Genomic DNA, 17,517 nt, shown 5'->3' with positions numbered 1-17,517 from the left:
ACCGGCCGGACTAAAAGTCCTCGGGCACGCGGTCTGCCACCCACTGCTCGAACTGGGCGTCGGCGACCGAATTCGAGTTCGACCCGCTCTCGTTGTAGTTCTCGGGGACGTACTGCCCGAAGTTCGGCGACTCCGAGAGCGCGTTCGGGAAGAACAACTGCGACCCGTTGGCGGTGTACTCGTCGATGATGGTCTGGCCCTGCGGCCCGGTGAGAAAGCCGATGTACGCCATCGCCAGTGAGTAGTTCACGCCGGGATAGACGGCGGGATTGACCGCAATCACGCCGTAGGGGTTCTTCAGAATCGTAGGCCCGCCCTCGAGCGGCCCTTGGACGAGGATTTCGAGGTCGATGTTCGACTGCGTGGCGAGGTACGTCCCGCGGTCGGCGAGCGTGTACGCGCCGGTTTGGTCGGCCTGCACGAGCGTATCGCCCATGCCTTTGCCAATCTCCTGATACCACTGGCCTGAGGGTTCGACGCCCGCGGCCTCCCAGATGAGCAACTCCTTCTTGTTCGTCCCCGAGTCGTCGCCGCGGGAGACGAACGTCGATTGCGCCTCGGCAATCGTTGCGAACGCATCGGTCGCACTCTCCATCCCCTCGATCCCGGCGGGGTCGTCCGCGGGACCGACGACGACGAAGTCGTTGAACATCACGTCGCGGCGGTTGACGCCGTAGCCCTCCTCTACGAACTCGTCTTCAGCGCCGCGTGCGTGGACGAGAATCACGTCGGCGTCGCCGTTGCGGGCGGTTTCGATGGCCGCGCCGGTCCCCTGCGGAATCGTCTTCACCGTCGCGCCGAACTGCGATTCGAACTCGGGGTTGAGCGCGTCGAGGAGTCCCGTGTCGTACGTACTCGTCGTCGTCGCCAGTGTCAACTCCCGTGACCCGCCGCTCGTCTGTTCGTCGTTGGTCGAATCCTGGCTGCCGCCGGCCTGCGGCGCACCCGTCGTTCCGGTACAACCGCTCAGTCCGAGAATCGCACCGACGCCCGCCGCTTGAAGGAAGCGCCGTCGTTGAATCGTCATGTGTTGTGGTACGCCGAACGGCCATTAACTGTTTCTCAATTGATGCAACTTCGATTGGTTTCATTTTTAGAATTAGTAACTGAATCGGGACAACATTCGGTTTCGTCGCTCGTACTTCCACAGATTCATCTCTCCCGCTCGCGTCGGTCTCGCCATGACGTGGGAGTCGCTGTTCGAACGCGCCACGGCGTACGAGACGACCGAAGAAGCGATTTCTGCGGCGCTTCGTGCGCGCAGAGCGGACGATGAGTGAGACAGAACCCTCCCCGGCGCGCGTCGTCGCGGACGCGGACGTGCTCGCCGCGGACGTGCTCGTCGGCGGGCCTGCTCGTGACGCGCTGGACCACCTCCGCGAACACTCGTGGACGGCCCTCGTCGCCAGTGAGACCCTCCTCGACGATGCGGAGGCGCTCGTCGCCGACTTCGCCGACGCCGAACTCGCGGCCGACTGGCGCGAGAAAATCGAGACGTGGGTGGAACTCGTCTCGCACCCGGAACACGACCACCCGGCGCTCGCGTCGGCCTACCGGGGCGGCGCGATGCACGTCTTGACGTTCGACGAGCGCCTGCAGTCCGCCCGCGCCGGGGCCGCACTCGGCGGTCGATTCCCGGTTAGCATCCGACACCCGCAGGCCTTTGCGACGCTCTTCGCCCCCGAGAGTCTGTATCTGGAGGTCGAATCCGGCGAGTATCTGGGTCCCGACCGCGACCCGCGGACGTAGCGTCGGTCATCTTTCGGCTTCCCTACTTCCCAGATTTCTCTCACCCCTCGTTCTGGATTCGGCACCCGAGCGCTTCGAGTCTCTTCGTCGCGGCCGCAACGTCTCCTTCTTTCACCAGCACGTGGTCGGTCGAATACGCGGAGAGCGCGAAAATCGAGACCCCTTCGTCGGCGAGTTCGGCGGCGACGACGGCCAAGAAGCCGACGAGTTCGAACGGCAGTACCATCTCGAAGGTGAGTCGCTTCCACCCGGGTTCGGCTTCGAGGACGGTCGATTCGTCTACCGTGCCGCCCTCTGCGACGACCGTTATCTCCTCGTCGTCCTGTATCGACGCGAACGCGGCCGGGTCCGGTTGCGTCGTCTTGTAGACGGTGTACGTCGCCGCAGAGACGGTCACCGTGCCGTCCTCGAAGAAGTCCCGTGGGTTCATGCGCTATCCTCATCGCGGGCGGTGAAAACTCCCGAAGTTGGCGTGCGACAGGCGATGGGCGTGCAACATTGTGACATACTTCGGCCGCCTACTAGGACGATTGAGTAACGATGGAGACAGTCGAATCGACGGATGGCACACCGATTGCGTTCGAGCGAACAGGGGCGGGGCCGCCGCTCGTCCTCGTCCACGGAAGCACCGCGGACCACACGCGGTGGGACCCCGTTCTCCCCGCCTTCGAGGAGCGATTCACGGTCTACGCGCTCGACCGGCGCGGCCGTGGTGCGAGCGGTGATACCCCGGCGTACGAGATGGAACGAGAGGTCGAAGACGTCGTCGCGGTCGTGGAGTCGATTGCCGACCCCGTGACGCTCCTCGGCCACTCCTACGGGGCGATGTGCGCGCTGGAGGCCGCCCGGCGACTCCCCACGCTTCGCGCGCTCGTCCTGTACGAACCGCCGATACCCGTCGCGGGGTTCGAACCGGACAGCGAGGAGACCCTCGCCGAAATCACCGTGCTCCACGAGCGCGGTGAGAACAAGGAGGCGCTCGTCCGGTTCTTGCGCGATATCGCCGAGCTACCGCCGTTCGAACTCGACGCGCTTCGGTCGGCCCCGAACTGGCCCGCTCGCGTCGAGGCGGCCCACACCGTCATCCGCGAGGAGCGAGCACGGACGGAGTACGAGTTCGACCCCGCCCGGTTCGCCGAGTTGCAGACGCCGACGCTGTTGTTGGTCGGCACTGAGACTGCCCCACTCCACGCAGCGGCGGCTGACGCGCTCGGCGATGTACTCGAAAACAGTCGGGTTGTGCTCTTAGAGGGGCAAGCCCACGCCGCGATGAACACCGCCCCAGAACTCGTCATCGACGCGGTGCTCACGTTCGACGAGGAAGTGAGCGTCTGAGAGCGGTGGGCGATATTTTTTCTCGCTCTCTTTCACCTCGCTGACGCTCGCTGAACTTCTGAAAATCAGAGATTTTCAACGTACACCTCACTGACGTTCGGCGTACCACTCACCAAACTTCGCCAACGCCCGCCCGCGATGCGAGATACCGTTCTTCTCTTCGGGCGTCATCTCCGCGAACGTCAGCCCGTCGTGTTCGAAAATCGGGTCGTAGCCGAAGCCGTCGTCACCACGCGGCGGCACGATTCGACCGTTGACGACGCCCTCGAAGAGTTTCACCGGCAGTGCTTGCGTCTCTTCGTCGTCCTGTTCCGCACCGCGGGCCGCCGCGAGGGTTCGGTCGTCGCGGTCCACCGGGTCCGGGCTGGCTTCGAAGGGTTCGCCGTCGCAGTAGGCGAGGATGCATCGGAACGAGGCGCGTCGGGGTTCGTCGAGTTCGGCGGCGGCGAGTCGATAGACCGTTTCCACGCCGAGGGTGTCTTCGACGTAGGCCGAGTACGGACCGGGGAAGCCCTCGAACCCCTCGATGAACAGCCCGGCGTCGTCCACGAGCACCGGCTCGTCCGCGTAGCGGAAGGCTTCGCGGGCACCGTGGGCCGCGATGGGGCCGAGTTCGGGTGCCTGCAGTTCGGTGTAATCGAAGTCGAGTTGCGTCACGTCGTCGTCGAGGTACGAGAGCGCCTCGCGGACCTTGCCCTCGTTGGTGGTGACGTATCGGAGCATATCCGCCACTCTGCGGGCGGGGTGTGAAAAGTCGTCGGTGTCTGTGCGTGCTTAATCGACGATGACTTCGACGGGTCCGTCGTCGGCTTCCGCTTCGTCTGCGTTCGCCTTGCTCTTCTGGCGCTCGTTCCAGAGGAGTCCGCCCGCGACGAGGAGAACAATCCACGAGCGCCAGCTTGCGAGGTTGAGCGTGTAGCCGATACCGAACGGTTTCTCGACGAGCATGCCCTTGCCGGGTTGCCAGTACGAAGAGAGCATTCGGCCAGCACTCGGGCGCTCGAAGTTGTAGGGGATGCCGAAGAGCGTACCGCTTTGCGGTTTATCTACCATACGAGACAGATACGCCTGCTGACGATAAATCATTTTGGCCTGCTGTCCAGTTCCAGACTGAATCGAACGACCGGAGTGAAGCGACTGGTATGTGTGTCGAAACTACCGATATCGTCCACGAGACTCGACTTCTCGCAGGCGGTCCAGCACTTCTTGGGAGCCATACTCCTCGTAGCCCGATTCGAACGCGTCCAAGAGCGGTTCGGCGTCGTCGGCCGTTCCCTCGATGCTCTGGGCGAAGACGTGGAGGTCCATCGCGTGGTCCTCGACGTGTTGGGTGTGGTAACCGAGTCCGAAGTCGATGAGCGAGACGCGCTTTTCGCCATCCAACTCGACGCGGACGTTCCGCGTCGTCGGGTCGCCGTGGACGATTCCTGCCCGGTGGAGTCGCGCGAGGTACTCGCCGACGACGCGCACCGACTCACTATCCAAGCACTCGGCCAAGTCGCAGTCGCCGACCGCCTCGAAGGTAATCACGCCCTCGACGGGGTCGATGTCGCGGACGACTGGCGTTCGAACACCCGCGCGGCGGGCGTCGCTCGTCAGTCGCGCTTCGGCCTTGGTTCGCTCACGGCGGAGTCGCTCGTCGAGTTCGGCGTGGCGGTAGGTCTTGGGAACGCGCCGCTTGACGACCGATTCGGGGCCGATATCGACCGTCGCCTCTGCGCCGCGAATCGCGCCGTCGTCGGTGTGCGCGCGGGCGACCGATTCGCGTGCGCCGCGCCACGTGACCTCGACTTGGTCGGGTCGGAAGTTCGGGTTCACCTGCGACTCCGAGACGGGCAGGGTGTCGCCCGCGGCGAGCATCCGCGCGCCGAGGACCGCAATCATCCCCGCGTTGTCGCGGAGGAAGCGCGGTTCGGGCGCGTGGAACTTCGCGCCGCGTTGCTCGCACATCTCGGCGAGCATCTCGCGGAGGCGGGCGTTCTGGCCGACACCTCCCCCAAGGACGAGTTCGTCCGTCCCCGTCAGTGAGAGGGCGCGCTCGGCGACTTCGGTGAGCATGCCGAAGATGGTCTCTTGCAGGCCGACACAGATGTCTTCGACGGGCGTTCCGTCGTCCGCCTCGTCCTTCGCGGCGCTCATGATGCCCGAGAAGGAGAAGTCCATCCCCTTGACGACGTACGGCATGTCGATGTACGAGCCGTCTTTGGCGGCCTGCTCGACCTTCGGGCCGCCGGGGTGAGTCCACCCGACGTGGCGCGTGAACTTGTCGATGGAGTTGCCGACGCCGGTGTCCATCGTCTCGCCGAGGACGCGGTAGCGCCCGTTGTGGTAGCCGAGGAGGTGCGCGTTCGCGCCCGAGGCGTTCAGACAGACGGGCGATTCGAAGCCTGACTGGTAGCGCCCGATTTCGAGGTGGGCGACCATGTGGTTCGTGCCCAAGAGCGGCACGTCGAGCGTCTGGGCGACAGACCGCGCCGCGGTGCCGACGATACGGAGACACGGGCCGAGACCCGGTCCCTGCGAGAAGGCGACACCATCGACGATGGGACCGTCGCCGTCGTGTCGCTCGGCGGCGTGTGCGAGCGCGGTTTCGACCACCTCGGGGATGGCGTTCGACATGTGCTCGGCCGCCTCGCGCGGGTGGATGCCGCCGCTGTCGGGTTGGTAGGGGTTCGATTCGATGAAGACGTGGTCGGAAGCAGGGTCGGGCGCGCGGTCGGTTCCGGAGCGGAGAGCGTCGGGGTCGTCCGTCTCGAAAACCGCTGCGCTCGCGGCCCACGCTGTTCCTTCGATTCCTAGAATACGCATTCGAGAACTGGTCGAAAACGGCGAATTAGTGCCGAGTTATGCCTCTTCGGCTTCGGCGTCGGCTTCGGCGTCTTCGGCAGTGATCTTGTTCCGTTCGAGCATGTGCTCCTGTTCGACGTCGCGGGCGAACTCGGGACTCGCGTAGACCTTCGCGTAGCCTGCGGTCTTGCGCATGCCGAACTTCGTGTTGAGTTCGTGGACGACGACTTCGTCGGAGTCCTTGTTCAGTTTCGCCGCGAGGGAGTCACGAACCGACAGACGAGAGGGGGTCGCGTCCTCGTGAACGATCTCGAACCGAACGTCCGTTCGGTGCAACATGGGGTTCTCCTCTTCGGAGATGATTTCGATATCCATGGTTCAGTTACCTGTAATTGCCCGCGAAGCAAGTAAAAGGATTTCGAAGGGGAAGGACGGTTACGCTTCGAGAGGTGCTAACACGTCGGCACCGTCACCCTCGAACTGGTCGAGTAAGTCGCGCATCCGGGTTTTGACGGCGTCTGTGACCTCGATTCGGACCATTCCCTCGTCCGGTTGGCCGTAGACGACGGTCGAACCGAGGGGTGCGGCGAGCGCCGCAGGAAGTGTTGCGAGGTCTTCTTCGCCCGCGACGAGGAGCGTCGTCGGCCCGTCGCGCGCGAGTGCATCCACGAGCGCGGCCACGAGGTCGCGCGAAATCGTGCCCGGTTCGTTTGCGACTTCGACCACGTGGCCGGTCTCGATAGCGTCTCGAATCTCGTCGCCGACGGCTTCGCGCTTGGTCTTCCCGTCGATAACGGCGACCGAAGGCGGTCTGCCCGCGCGACGGAGATGGTAGGTCACGACGTCGCCGACGGCGACCAGCGGCGCGCCGGTCGCTTCGCTCGACGCGTCCGAGAGGAGTTCCTCTGGGTCGGTGTAGACGGGACCAAACGGCTCTTTGAACGCGCCACGAAGCGCCGTCGGCAGGGTGAGCATCTCAGCGGACCTTGAGGGCGTAGCCACCGGGTTCGGAGACGTTCATCTCCTGGGCGATTTCGCTTCGCTCGGGGTGGGTGATGACGACGTAGCCCGCCCAGTCCTCGGTGAGGCTGGTCGAACCACAGTTGTCGCAGGTCTGCGAGTCGGGGTCGTTGACGAAGTGGCACTCACGGCACGCGAGGCGCTTTCTCGCCATCAGTTACCCTCCGCTGAGGCCTCGTTCTGCTGGCGCTTTTCCTTGAGCCACCCGTGCTTGCCCAGACCGGGCTGTTTGGCCGTGAGCCCAATCTTGGAGTCGCGCGGGTTGCGCTCGTCGATGCTCTTGGTGACGATGCGTGCGCGCACCTCGTCGTCCACGGCGAGCGTCTGGTTCGATTCCGTCGAAGCGAGTTGCTGGTTCTCGCCGTCGTAGGCGAGGTATTCGTCGGAGATTTGCGAGACGTGGAGGAGTCCGTCCACCGGACCGATGCCGACGAAGGCACCGAACTCGACGACTTCGACCACGATGCCATCGACGACTTCCTGCATCTCGGGGTCGTAGGAGATGGCGTCGAACTCGGCTTCGTAGTAGACGCCGGGGCGGTTGGGCAGTACGGTGCCCTCGCCGATGTCGCGGACCTCCACGACGCTCACGACGCTCCCAACGTCCTCGTCCATCCGTCCTTCCAGTTTGTCCTGTAACAGTCGCTTGACCCGCTCGGGCGTCACATCGCCCAGATGGCGCGGGGGAACTTCGACCGTATCCTTGAGTCGTACCCGTTTGTACATTGTTTGCTTATGGTTCCGTGACCGCCAGTGTGGCGTGCCCCCGGACGCCGACCACGGGAAGTCCGCAGTCGAGCACCCTGTCACGGAGGGGCTTGTCGTTCGTCACGACGTAATCGTACTCGCCCGTTTCGGCGAGTTCGACGATCGCGTCGTCCGCGTATGATTCGTTCGTTTCGACCGCGCGACACCGCGTTGCCAGGTCCGCACCCACGCTCGCGGCGACGGCCTCTTTCCCCGCGCCCTCTGAGAGCTTCGATAGCTCGTCGAGGACGGCCGTGGGGACGACGAGGTCCACGTCTGCCGCGAAGAGCCGGTCGAGTTCGTCGAACACGCGAACGTCGAGTTCGACCGGCATCATGAGTGCGTTCGTGTCCATGACAACGACGGTGGTGCTCACGTCACTTGAGCGTCCCGATACCGATGAGACGCCAGCGAGCACCGACGCGACGGTTGATGGCTATCTTCGCACCTTCGGCCGCACAGACCGGGCGCTTGAGTTTCACTTCGGCTTCGCCGCTGCGCGCGCTCGTGACCGCACCGACCGTCGTCGCCGTTCCGACGGTGAGCATGAGCGGCTCACCGGTCGAAATCTCTTCGACGGACTCGTCCTCGTCACCGACGACGCGTTCGAGCAGGTCCACGTCCATCGTGAACTCCTCGCGGGTCGGCGGGAGGGTGCCGGGCTTGCCAGCGACCTGGCCGGCGAGCGCGTCGCCTTTCGTCAGGCTCGGGTCGAGACCCGTCCCGACACCGCAGAGACCGCCGGGGCGGACCTCATCGACCATGTTGCCGCCGGCTTGGAGCGAGCGGATGTCGGTCGTGATCGGCCGCCACTCGGTCTGGCCTTCTTCCTCGACTTCGCGGCCGGGGCGAAGCTCGATTTCGTCGCCTTCGTCGAGCTTTCCGGCGACGACGCTGCCGCCGACGACGCCGCCCATCAGCCCGTCCCACTTCGTCCCGGGACGGTTGATGTCGAAGCTGCGTGCGACGAACATGCGACTGTCTTCGCTCTCGTCGCGGTCGGGCGTCGGAATCTCTTCCTCGATGGCGTCGATGAGCACGTCGAGGTTGACTTCCTGTTGTGCACTGATGGGGACGATGGGCGCGTCTTCTGCGACCGTTCCCTTCGTGAACTCCTTGATTTGCTCGTAGTTGCGCATCGCCTGCTCGCGGTCAACGAGATCGACCTTGTTCTGAGCGATGACGATGTTCTCGATGCCGATGATATCGAGTGCCATCAGGTGTTCTGCGGTCTGGGCCTGTGGCACTTCCTCGGTGGCGCTGACGAGAAGAATCGCGCCGTCCATGAGGGCGGCACCCGACAGCATCGTCGCCATCAGGGTCTCGTGACCCGGGGCGTCAACGAACGAGACGGTGCGAAGCACGTCTGTCTCGGTTCCATCTTCGGTCTGTTCTTCGACGGTATAACACGCAGGGGCGTCTTCGCCCGGAACCTTCCGGAACGTCGCGTCTGCGTAGCCGAGGCGAATGGAGATGCCGCGTTTCATCTCCTCGGAGTGCTGGTCAGTCCACGAGCCGGACAACGCTTGGACGAGCGTCGTCTTTCCGTGATCGACGTGACCGACGAGTCCGATGTTCACCTCCGGTTGTTGTGGGTTTTGAGTCACCATTGACCTCCTGAGAGTAATCTTGCGTGAAATTCGCCCCGAGCGCTTGATAAAGGTGCTGTTCTCGAAGCGTTCGCTCGTCGCTCCGAGCGAGGGCCGGAAGTGACCACCGCACGGTGGTTGTCCGACCGGTTACTCCACGGCGGTGATGAGCGAACGAAGCTCTTCGAGGTACGCCTCGGGAGTGAGGCCGAGGTCGATATCGACGGTGACCTCTATCGCGTCGGTCGGCGCTTTCGAGAGTTCCATATCGAGGTTCTCACCGGGGTGTGCACCCCCTGCGATGAGAATCGAGCCTCGGTGCTCCCAGACGGCCAGCAGGCCGGTGACGCCGATCGTCTCGCCCTCGAACGAGAGCGTGCGCTCGTCGTTCACCGGGAACTCGATGCCCGGGAACGGGAAGCCCGCACTGTACTCGGTGAGCCGCGCGGTTTCACCCGTCTCGACCTCGATCGTCCCGGTCGATGTCTGTTGGATATCGACGAGTCCGGCGTCTTCGAGTTGGGCTTCGAACTGCTCGCGCGCCTGCCCCTCGGTCTGGTCGATGACCGGGTCGCTGACGGCGTCCGGGATGTTGCCCATACTTGGGTCGAGACTCACGCGCGAGGCGAAGAACATCGAGAACTGCCCTTCTGCCTGCCCGAGCGTCTTCGCTTTCAACTCCTCTTTCAGTTCGACGTCCTCGTAGACGTACGTCCGCATCGCCGCGGTCACCTCGACGGGACCGAACGATTGTTCGAACAGCGGGTCCATCGTCTGTTCGTCTATCTTCTCCCAGCCTCCCTCGGCGAGTTGGTCTTCGGGAACCGTCGGCGGGCCACGCGCGGCGCTCGCAGTTCCCCCCGAACTGCACCCGGCCAGTCCAGCTATCCCTGCGCTCGCGGCCAGTCCTAAGTAGGTTCGTCGTCCGACACGGTCGGATGGTCCATCTCTGCCCGGCATTGTGCGACCTGATTCGGCATCACTGAAATAGTTTAACCATCGTGACAATCAGCCGATTGGACGGGTTTCGAGAGCGAGGCTTTTGTTCCCGCACTTCGCATCTCCGGTGTGTCTACGCCGGTGTCGTCGCCGTCGGAGTTCGCCTTCGAGTTGGCGCTGTGTGCGCACCTCGAAGAGACGACCGACTGGCTTCCCGCCCGGCAACTCGGTGCCGCCGTCGCCGCGCCCGGCAGCCGAATCATCGACGTGTGCGCGGTGGCCCCCGGCCCCGGGTTCGACGCGCGAACCGCCATCACCGAACGGGATATCCCCGCACGCGCGGTGGCGAGTTCGGTCGGTGCCGGCAAGTCCGTCTTCTGGCGCGACGCGTTCGACTGCCACCCCGCACAGGCCCGGCGCGCGACGGACCGCGCCGTCGAAGTCGGCTTCTTCGAATCGGAGTTCCGTCGCGGACGCGAGTACGTCCGCCGCGCCGCGCGCTACCCCCACGACTGGTTCTCGAAACTCGTCGGTATCGAGAACAAACCCGACCTCGGCACGCCCGGCGACTTGCTCCGGCAACTCCGTCTCGACGTGAGTCTCGCGCTCTTCGACCAAGTCGTCCTCGCCACCGAGAGCTACGTGACGGGTGCCCACCTCAACCGCATCCCCGAGGAAGTCGGCGTCTGGCGATTCGACCCCGATACGGGCGAGAAAGAAGTCGTCCGCGAGGCGACTCGACTACCGACCGACGAAACCGGCGTCGAACCCGTCGAGTACCACTCGCTCCACACCGACGTCGCGCTCGTCTCGCCCGCCGAAAAACGAAGCGCCAGAGTTCGACTCGCCGAGCGGGCCTACGGCAAAGGCTGGCGTCAGTACGACCTTCCCGCGTGCGCCCACGCTGAGGTTGATTCGGTCGGCCGCCCCGTGTGCGACCACTTTGGGCGCGTCATCGACCCCGGTGCGGAGTGCGCCCCGTCGTGTGCCGCGTTCGACCCGGCAGACCCCCCGGAACTCGACCGCGACGAACTCCGCGAGTCGCGGACGCGATGGGTCTCGGACCCCAGTGGCGTCACCAAGCGGCAGTCGGGGCTGGACCGCTTCTTGTAATCAGTTCTTCCGGTCGCTCGAATAGAACCACCCGAGCGTGACGACGACGCCGAAGACGACCATGAACACCGCGCCATCGACGAAGTCGGGTTCGCGCGTCAGCGACGAGACGAGGTACCAGACGGTGCCGGCGACGAGCGCCATGGGGAGAGAATAGCGGAGTGCGGAGACGACATCCTCGTTCATAGTTCGTACACCTCGCCATCGACCGCCAGCGGCTCTTCGAACGCCTCTTCGGCGGGGTAGTAGTGGGCGACGTGAACGAGACGCGTGATGTCGGCCGCTAAATCCTCGCCGAGGGCAATCGCCCCCTCGCGGGTCATGTGCTTCGTGCCGAACGTCCGCGGCACTCCGTCCTCGTCGTAGTCGTCGCCGCCGATGGGGTGGTACTCGCAGACCGACGCCGGGACGATTGCCTCGGCGAGGAGGAGGTCGGGGTCGGCGAGCACCGCCCGCGACTCCTCGGAAATCGCGTAGGTCGAATCGCCCGAAATCGAGAGTTTCGCGCCCGTCTCGGGGTCCTCGATGGCGAGTCCGTAACAGAGCAGCGGCGGGTGGACGACGGGGACGAGCGTCACGTCCAGTCCACAGGTGCGGAACGTCTCGAACGGCGTCTGGTCGTGCACGTCGATTCGGTCGAGGTAGTCGAACTTCGAGCGAACCGTGTCGGCGACGCTCTCTCCCGTGGCGGGGTCGGTTTCGTCCGCGGCGTGCACGTCGAGGTGGTCGAGCAGGCGATAGACGTTGCCGAGACCGTCGATGTGGTCGAAGTGGATGTGCGAGACGATGGCCGCGTCGGGAATCGGCACGTCCTGCGTGAGAAACTGGTGTCGGAAGTCGGGGCTGAAATCCACGAGCAACGACTCGCCGGTTCGCTCGTTCTCGACGTGGACCGAAAAGCGACTGCGCTCGATGCCCCGCTCTCGTGCTTCGAGACAGGTGTCGCAGTCGCACCCGACGGTCGGTGTTCCGGTCGTATCCCCGGTGCCGAGGAGGGTCACGCGCATTGGATTGGAAGTGGGAAGTGCCGGGGCTTAAACGTGGCCGACTGGGGTAGGATTACTGCGCCGCGCCGGCGTCTTTCTGCTTCGCGCCTTCGTGTTCGTCGGCGTGGCTGTGGTCGTCGTGGTCGTGGTCGTGGTCGTGCCCGTCACCGTCGCCCGCCCCTGCGACCAACTCCGACGAGTCGGACATCATGTCCAGATTCTTGAGGTTGTCGCGCTCTTCGAAGTCCGCGACGGCCTCCAAGAGGTCCTCTTGAGTCAGTTCCATGCGCTCTTCGGTGAGCGCTTCGAGGACTGCTTCGCGGAGGACGAGTCGGAGGTCGGACCCGGTGAGACCCTCGGTCACGTCGGCGATGGCACCGGGGTCGAACTCCGCGATGTCCATCCGGTTGGTGATGACCTGCAGGATGTCCGAGCGCATGCCGCGGTCGGGTTTGGGGAAGTTGACGATTTCGTCGAAACGACGCCACGCGGCCGAGTCGAGTTGGTCGGGGTGGTTCGTCGCCCCGATGAGGATGACCTCGTCTCGAATCAGCGAGATGTCGTCGATGCTCTTGAGAAGCGTGTTGACGGCGCGCTTGAGCGCGGCGTGTTCGTCCGACCGGCGCGTCTTCGCCACGGAGTCGAACTCGTCGATAAAGAGGATACACGGCGAGAGTCGCTTTGCGACCTCGAACGTCTTCTCGACGTTCTTGGCCGTCTCACCGAGGTACTGACTCGTGATCATCGAGAGTTTGACCTCGACGAAGGGAAGGCCGAGTTCGTGCGCGAGCGCACGCGAGACGGTGGTCTTCCCGGTTCCCGGCGGACCGACGAAGAGAATCTTCCCGATTTCGCGGAGACCGATTTGGGCGAGGTACTCGCGGTGCTCGATGGCCTTCATGAGCTTGTGAATCTCGCCTTCTTGGTCCGTCGTCAACACGAGGTCGTCGAGGGTCATCTCGATTTCCTCGGGTGCGCGGACGTGCACGAGGTCGAGCATCTCGGCGTCGTCCTCGTCGTCGAAGTACTCGTCCAGCAGGCTGTCTATCCACACGCGGTCGGCGTGAATCGGTCGCGTCTGGTCGCGCGCTTCGGCGTGGGTCACGTCCACGTCGTCGCGGTCCTCGACGGTTTTGGCAATCGTCGGGTTCGTCACCAGTTGGTCGCGGTCGGCGCGCTTGACGAACCACTCGATGGCCATCTCGGGTTGCGTCAGCGACAGTCGCCCCGAGAAGTCCTCGCGTTGGGTGAACATGAGGTCGGAGATGGCGTCCCACGGGTGTTCGACACCCGTCGCCTTGCGCGCGATGGAATCGGTCACGACGAGCGGTCGTTCGATTCCCCCTGTGGTTGCTTCTTCCTCGTCGTCCGGCGTCGCCCAAAATACGCGGCGATACCGCGGTGGAAGGTCGTTTTCGTCTAGCGTCCGGTCCTTGCTATATAGGTGGGCCGTCAGCAGAAACTCGATAACTTCGAGCGCCCGTTCACTCATCCCGGCAGAATTGCCGGGCAAGACGCATAAGAGCGTCGGAGCGCGTCTCTCGCCTGACGCGCACACCGACCGGACGAGGAGAGCGGCGAGACACCGCCCAGAGATAATTGCATAGAAATAATGAAAAAATATTTTCCAAAACTGTGGAATTACGTGACTATATTCTTTTAATGCGTTTTTATACTGGTTGAATCGGCCAAATTATCTCGCTTAATTTTATTTATTAAACGATTAGCATTTTGTGCTCTCATTCCGCCAGTATTGGGCAAGATAGCAAAATGATGTACACAGAATTCGGTGAAACGGTGCACAAACGTGGTTCGATGCCGGTACGATTCTGGAGGTAGCCACGGTGGCCAAACAAGTCCCAACGACCTGTATGCGCTGTGCTGTGGGGTGTGGTCACGTTCACCTCGGCTCGACGAATTCGTACGGTCTCGAAACCGTTCGCGGCGACCCGGCGCACCCAGTCAACCAAGGGTTGGCGTGTGGCCGCGGTATCCGTGAGTCCGCGAACCCGGACGGCGACTGGCTCACCCGACCGCTCGTCCGCGAGGACGGCGAACTCATCCAAACGTCGTGGTCGGCGGCACTCTCCGAAGTTGCGACGGCTATCCGGTCGGCCATGGACACGGACCCCGACGAAGTCGCCATCTTAGGGAGCGGCCAACAGACGAACGAGGCCGCGTACGCCCTCGGTAAACTCGCCCGCGGCGGCGTCGGCACCCGACACTACGACGCCAACACGACGCTCTGCATGGCGAGCGCGGTGAAAGCCTACTATCAGGCGTTCGGAAGCGACGCGCCGCCGCCGACCTACGACGACATCCCCGAGGCCGAGACGCACATCGTCTGGGGGGCGAACCCCGCGGTTGCCCATCCCGTCATGTTCCGCTGGATTCGCCAGTCTGCGGCCGACGGCCGACTCGTCGTCGTGGACCCCGTCGAGACGAAGACGGCGGGCTTGGCCGACACCCACGTGTCGCTCGCCCCCGGCGGTGACCTCGCGCTGGCGCGTGCGATACTCCGATACCTCTGTGACACCGACCGAATCGACCGCTCGTTCGTCCGCGAGCACACGACTGGCTTCGACGACGTCGTCGCCGAACTTCCCTCGGTCGAACAGGCCGCCTCGAACGCTGGCGTCTCGGTCGAAACCGTGGCGGAACTCGCTACGTTGCTCGAATCGAAGACGCTCGTCTACTGGGGGATGGGCGTCAATCAGAGCGTCCGCGGCACCGCGACCGCCGGTGCGCTCATCAACCTCTGTCTCGCCTCGGGCAACCTCGGTCCGGGAACGGGTCCGTTCTCGCTGACGGGACAGGCGAACTCGATGGGGACGCGCGTCTGCTCGTCGAAGGGGTCGTGGCCCGGTCATCGACCGTTCGAACATCCCGACCACCGTCAGGTCGTCGCCGACGCGTGGGGCGTCCCCGTCTCGAAACTCCCGGCCGACAGCGGTCCGGGACCCGTCGGCATCCTCGAATCCTCGCCCGCGGTCGTCTGGACGGTTGCGACGAACCCGCTCGCTGGGTTCCCGGACGCGACGGCCGCGGAATCGGCACTGGAGGACTCGTTCCTCGTGGTGCAGGACGCGTTCCGCTCTGAGACGGCGGAACTCGCCGACGTCGTCCTCCCCGCCGCGACGTGGGGCGAATCCGAGGGCACGACGATGAACATGGAGCGGACCGTCTCGCGGGTTCGCGCCGCCACGGAGACGCCGTCCGGCGTCCGGCAGGACATCGACATCATCGCCGACATCGCCGCGCGGGTCTCGCCGGGACTGTTACCGAAACCGCCGGTGGACCCGGCAGAGGTATTCGCCGAGTTCGCGGCCCTCACCGAGGGCACGAAGGCCGACTGTTCCGGCATCTCGCACACTCGTCTCGATGGCGAGCGAGCGGTCCGCTGGCCCGCTCCCGACCCGAAAAGCGAGGCTGGCTATCGCTACTACGACGCCGAAGGCGAGTGGTCGTTCCCGACACCGTCGGGGAAGGCGCGGTTCAGCACCCTCCGCGGGTCGGACCTCCCGGAACCCGCCGCCGACGACTACCCGCTCACGCTCACGACCGGGCGAGAGTCGGACGGCTACAACACCGGCGTTCGCTCGCGGCCCGACACGCCCGAGACGCCGGTCGCTCGCGTCAACCCCGAAACCATCGACTCGTACAGCCACGCGGTCATCGACTCCGACACCGAGAGTGACCGCCGTACCACCGTCGTCTCTCGCCGGGCGTCCGTTCCCGTGACGCTCGACGCGGACGACGCCGTCCCACCGGGACTCATCTGGTTATCGATACACCATCCCATGACGAACTACCTGACCATCCCTGCGGTGGACCCGCAGTCGAACGAACCGAACTTCAAACAGTGTGCAGTCCGCCTCGTCCGGCCTGAACGCCCACAGACCACTGCCCGCGTCGCCGCCGAGGTGAACGACTGATGGGGCTCATCAAGATGACGCGGTTCCGTACGCTCGTCCTCGCAACCGCGGCGTTCAACCTCTCGTTTCTCATCTGGTTCTCGTTCGCCCCCTTCACGGGACCAATCGCCGACGAGTTCGGACTCTCGCTCACCGACCTCGGCATCCTCGCCAGTGCGGCCATCTGGACCGCCCCGCCGGGTCGCATCCTGACCGGGTGGCTCTCTGACCGCTTCGGGGCCTCGACGGTGTTCGGTATCGTCCTCGCCTACGTCGGCGTGTTCAGCATGGCGAGTGCCTTCGCCACCTCCTACGAGGTGTTCTTCATCGAGCGCCTCGTCGTCGCCTCGGCGGGCATCACGTTCGTCGTCGGCATCCAGCATGTCGCCCAGTGGTTCCCCGAAGAGGAACTCGGGACCGCAGAGGGCATCTACGCCGGCATCGGCAACGCCGGTGCCGCTGGCGGGGCGCTCATCCTCCCGCGCGTGTTCGGTGGTGAGTGGAGCGGACCGCTCTTCTCGACCGGATGGCGCGCGGCGTTCTTCTACACCGGCGTCGTCGCGCTCGTGATGGCCGTCGTCTACGTCCTCATCGGGCAGGACGCCGTCACCGAAGAACGCGCCGAATCGAACCGCGAGTCGGCGACGCTCTCGACGTGGCTGCACACCGCCACTCGGTACGGCGTCGTCGCCCTCGCGCTCGGCTACGTCATGAGCTTCGGTCTCGAAATCTCGATGAACGGGTGGTTGCCCACGTACTTCCGCGAAGGATTCGGGTCGAACCTCGTCATCGCCAGCACGTTCGCGGCGACGTTCTCGCTCGCTGCGGGCCTGCTCCGTCCCATCGGCGGCTACATCTCTGACCGTCTCGTGCGGAATCAACGCGACATCTTGCCGGTCTTCACGGGACGCTACCGCGAACAGTGGACGCTCCTCTGTATGGTGTTCATCGTCACGGCGATGGTCGGCCTGACCCTCGCCGGGCAGACGGGGAGCGTCTTGCTCACCGTCGCCGCCGGCTTCCTCGTCGGCACGGCGTGCGCGTTCACCGAGGGTGCGATATTCGCGCAGGTGCCGGCGATGTTCCCGAACCGCTCGGGTGCGGCGGCAGGCATCGTCGGCGGCATCGGCACCTTCGGCGGTATCGGCTTCCCGCTCGTCTTCTCGTTCGCCGCGACGGAGGGGATGATTCACACCGGCTACGCCATCGTCGCCGCCATCATGATTCCAATCGTCCTGCTCAACGCGTTCGTCGCCCGCCCGAAAATCGCCCGCCGCGCACACCTCGACGGCTTCTTCGACGGCCGGAGTTTCGGCTTCAGTGAAAGTGACGACTGAG

General features: G+C 64.6%; 20 protein-coding genes. 5 read left to right on the top strand and 15 right to left on the bottom strand.

Annotated features, from left to right (window positions below; all coding sequences use genetic code 11):
- Nucleotides 1–10 precede the first annotated feature (10 nt).
- Nucleotides 11–1,027 carry an ABC transporter substrate-binding protein gene (locus tag ACFQJC_RS04715; protein ID WP_390222096.1) on the bottom strand — a complete coding sequence of 339 codons (1,017 nt, stop codon included), beginning with the start codon at nucleotides 1,025–1,027 and terminating at the stop codon, nucleotides 11–13.
- A 245-nt stretch (nucleotides 1,028–1,272) separates the two neighbouring features.
- On the opposite strand from ACFQJC_RS04715, the gene ACFQJC_RS04710 reads away from it, so the two are divergent.
- Nucleotides 1,273–1,749 (top strand): PIN domain-containing protein, encoded by a 477-nt coding sequence (locus ACFQJC_RS04710; protein ID WP_390222095.1) that lies wholly within the window; start codon nucleotides 1,273–1,275, stop codon nucleotides 1,747–1,749.
- A 40-nt stretch (nucleotides 1,750–1,789) separates the two neighbouring features.
- On the opposite strand, the gene ACFQJC_RS04705 is transcribed toward ACFQJC_RS04710, so the two are convergent.
- Entirely contained in the window at nucleotides 1,790–2,179 is a 390-nt protein-coding gene (locus ACFQJC_RS04705; RefSeq protein ID WP_390222094.1) for an ACT domain-containing protein, read from the bottom strand.
- Nucleotides 2,180–2,289: 110 nt separating this feature from the next.
- Between ACFQJC_RS04705 and ACFQJC_RS04700 the strand changes: the two genes are divergently transcribed.
- Nucleotides 2,290–3,084 (top strand): alpha/beta fold hydrolase, encoded by a 795-nt coding sequence (locus ACFQJC_RS04700; protein ID WP_390222093.1) that lies wholly within the window; start codon nucleotides 2,290–2,292, stop codon nucleotides 3,082–3,084.
- An 87-nt stretch (nucleotides 3,085–3,171) separates the two neighbouring features.
- On the opposite strand, the gene ACFQJC_RS04695 is transcribed toward ACFQJC_RS04700, so the two are convergent.
- The 10 genes from ACFQJC_RS04695 to ACFQJC_RS04650 all read right to left on the bottom strand — a co-directional run bounded on the left by ACFQJC_RS04695 (nucleotide 3,172) and on the right by ACFQJC_RS04650 (nucleotide 10,187).
- Entirely contained in the window at nucleotides 3,172–3,807 is a 636-nt protein-coding gene (locus ACFQJC_RS04695; protein WP_390222092.1) for a non-canonical purine NTP pyrophosphatase, read from the bottom strand.
- 51 nt (nucleotides 3,808–3,858) lie between these two features.
- A complete protein-coding gene (locus tag ACFQJC_RS04690) occupies nucleotides 3,859–4,137 on the bottom strand; it encodes a DUF5808 domain-containing protein (protein WP_390222091.1) in 279 nt (92 codons plus the stop codon).
- 102 nt (nucleotides 4,138–4,239) lie between these two features.
- Nucleotides 4,240–5,892: a bifunctional N(6)-L-threonylcarbamoyladenine synthase/serine/threonine protein kinase gene (locus ACFQJC_RS04685; RefSeq protein ID WP_390222090.1), complete on the bottom strand. Its 1,653-nt coding sequence runs from the start codon at nucleotides 5,890–5,892 to the stop codon at nucleotides 4,240–4,242.
- Nucleotides 5,893–5,928: 36 nt separating this feature from the next.
- Nucleotides 5,929–6,246, bottom strand: a complete 318-nt coding sequence (locus ACFQJC_RS04680; RefSeq protein WP_390222089.1) for a 30S ribosomal protein S24e — start codon at nucleotides 6,244–6,246, stop codon at nucleotides 5,929–5,931.
- 60 nt (nucleotides 6,247–6,306) lie between these two features.
- Nucleotides 6,307–6,846 (bottom strand): GTP-dependent dephospho-CoA kinase family protein, encoded by a 540-nt coding sequence (locus tag ACFQJC_RS04675; RefSeq protein ID WP_390222088.1) that lies wholly within the window; start codon nucleotides 6,844–6,846, stop codon nucleotides 6,307–6,309.
- 1 nt (nucleotide 6,847) lies between these two features.
- Nucleotides 6,848–7,045, bottom strand: a complete 198-nt coding sequence (gene spt4 / locus ACFQJC_RS04670; protein WP_390222087.1) for a transcription elongation factor subunit Spt4 — start codon at nucleotides 7,043–7,045, stop codon at nucleotides 6,848–6,850.
- Nucleotides 7,045–7,617: a DNA-directed RNA polymerase gene (locus ACFQJC_RS04665; RefSeq protein WP_390222086.1), complete on the bottom strand. Its 573-nt coding sequence runs from the start codon at nucleotides 7,615–7,617 to the stop codon at nucleotides 7,045–7,047. The genes spt4 and ACFQJC_RS04665 overlap by 1 nt, the downstream gene beginning before the upstream one ends.
- A 7-nt stretch (nucleotides 7,618–7,624) precedes the next feature.
- The gene (locus tag ACFQJC_RS04660; RefSeq protein ID WP_390222085.1) at nucleotides 7,625–7,993 is read right to left on the bottom strand and encodes a DUF188 domain-containing protein; all 369 of its coding nucleotides are present in this window, start codon (nucleotides 7,991–7,993) and stop codon (nucleotides 7,625–7,627) included.
- A 22-nt stretch (nucleotides 7,994–8,015) separates the two neighbouring features.
- Entirely contained in the window at nucleotides 8,016–9,248 is a 1,233-nt protein-coding gene (locus tag ACFQJC_RS04655) for a translation initiation factor IF-2 subunit gamma (protein ID WP_390222084.1), read from the bottom strand.
- A gap of 129 nt (nucleotides 9,249–9,377) precedes the next feature.
- Nucleotides 9,378–10,187: a DUF6517 family protein gene (locus ACFQJC_RS04650; RefSeq protein WP_390222083.1), complete on the bottom strand. Its 810-nt coding sequence runs from the start codon at nucleotides 10,185–10,187 to the stop codon at nucleotides 9,378–9,380.
- Between the two features lie 108 nt (nucleotides 10,188–10,295).
- On the opposite strand from ACFQJC_RS04650, the gene ACFQJC_RS04645 reads away from it, so the two are divergent.
- On the top strand, nucleotides 10,296–11,279 hold the full coding sequence (locus ACFQJC_RS04645) for a DUF5787 family protein (protein WP_390222082.1): 984 nt from the start codon (nucleotides 10,296–10,298) through the stop codon (nucleotides 11,277–11,279).
- On the opposite strand, the gene ACFQJC_RS04640 is transcribed toward ACFQJC_RS04645, so the two are convergent.
- Genes ACFQJC_RS04640 through ACFQJC_RS04630 form a run of 3 tightly spaced genes read right to left on the bottom strand, consistent with a single transcriptional unit; the run spans nucleotide 11,280 to nucleotide 13,757 of the window.
- Nucleotides 11,280–11,465 (bottom strand): hypothetical protein, encoded by a 186-nt coding sequence (locus tag ACFQJC_RS04640; RefSeq protein WP_390222081.1) that lies wholly within the window; start codon nucleotides 11,463–11,465, stop codon nucleotides 11,280–11,282. It abuts the gene before it with no gap.
- Nucleotides 11,462–12,286: an MBL fold metallo-hydrolase gene (locus ACFQJC_RS04635; RefSeq protein WP_390222080.1), complete on the bottom strand. Its 825-nt coding sequence runs from the start codon at nucleotides 12,284–12,286 to the stop codon at nucleotides 11,462–11,464. Before ACFQJC_RS04635 ends, ACFQJC_RS04640 begins: the two co-directional genes overlap by 4 nt.
- A gap of 52 nt (nucleotides 12,287–12,338) precedes the next feature.
- Nucleotides 12,339–13,757: an ATP-binding protein gene (locus ACFQJC_RS04630; protein WP_390222079.1), complete on the bottom strand. Its 1,419-nt coding sequence runs from the start codon at nucleotides 13,755–13,757 to the stop codon at nucleotides 12,339–12,341.
- Nucleotides 13,758–14,109: 352 nt separating this feature from the next.
- Here ACFQJC_RS04630 and nasA point away from each other — a divergent pair, with 352 nt between their 5' ends.
- Both nasA and ACFQJC_RS04620 read left to right on the top strand, forming a co-directional pair.
- On the top strand, nucleotides 14,110–16,200 hold the full coding sequence (nasA, locus tag ACFQJC_RS04625) for an assimilatory nitrate reductase NasA (RefSeq protein ID WP_390222078.1): 2,091 nt from the start codon (nucleotides 14,110–14,112) through the stop codon (nucleotides 16,198–16,200).
- A gap of 14 nt (nucleotides 16,201–16,214) precedes the next feature.
- Nucleotides 16,215–17,516, top strand: coding sequence for an MFS transporter (locus tag ACFQJC_RS04620; RefSeq protein WP_390222336.1), 1,302 nt, complete (start codon nucleotides 16,215–16,217; stop codon nucleotides 17,514–17,516).
- The last annotated feature ends 1 nt before the right edge of the window (nucleotide 17,517 follow it).

Origin of the sequence: Haloferax namakaokahaiae, from assembly GCF_042663225.1 — an archaeon.
Classification (GTDB): Archaea; Halobacteriota; Halobacteria; order Halobacteriales; family Haloferacaceae; genus Haloferax; species Haloferax namakaokahaiae.
The sequence above is the reverse complement of the archived record's forward strand: the minus strand, read 5'-3'. Positions and strand labels throughout refer to the sequence as shown.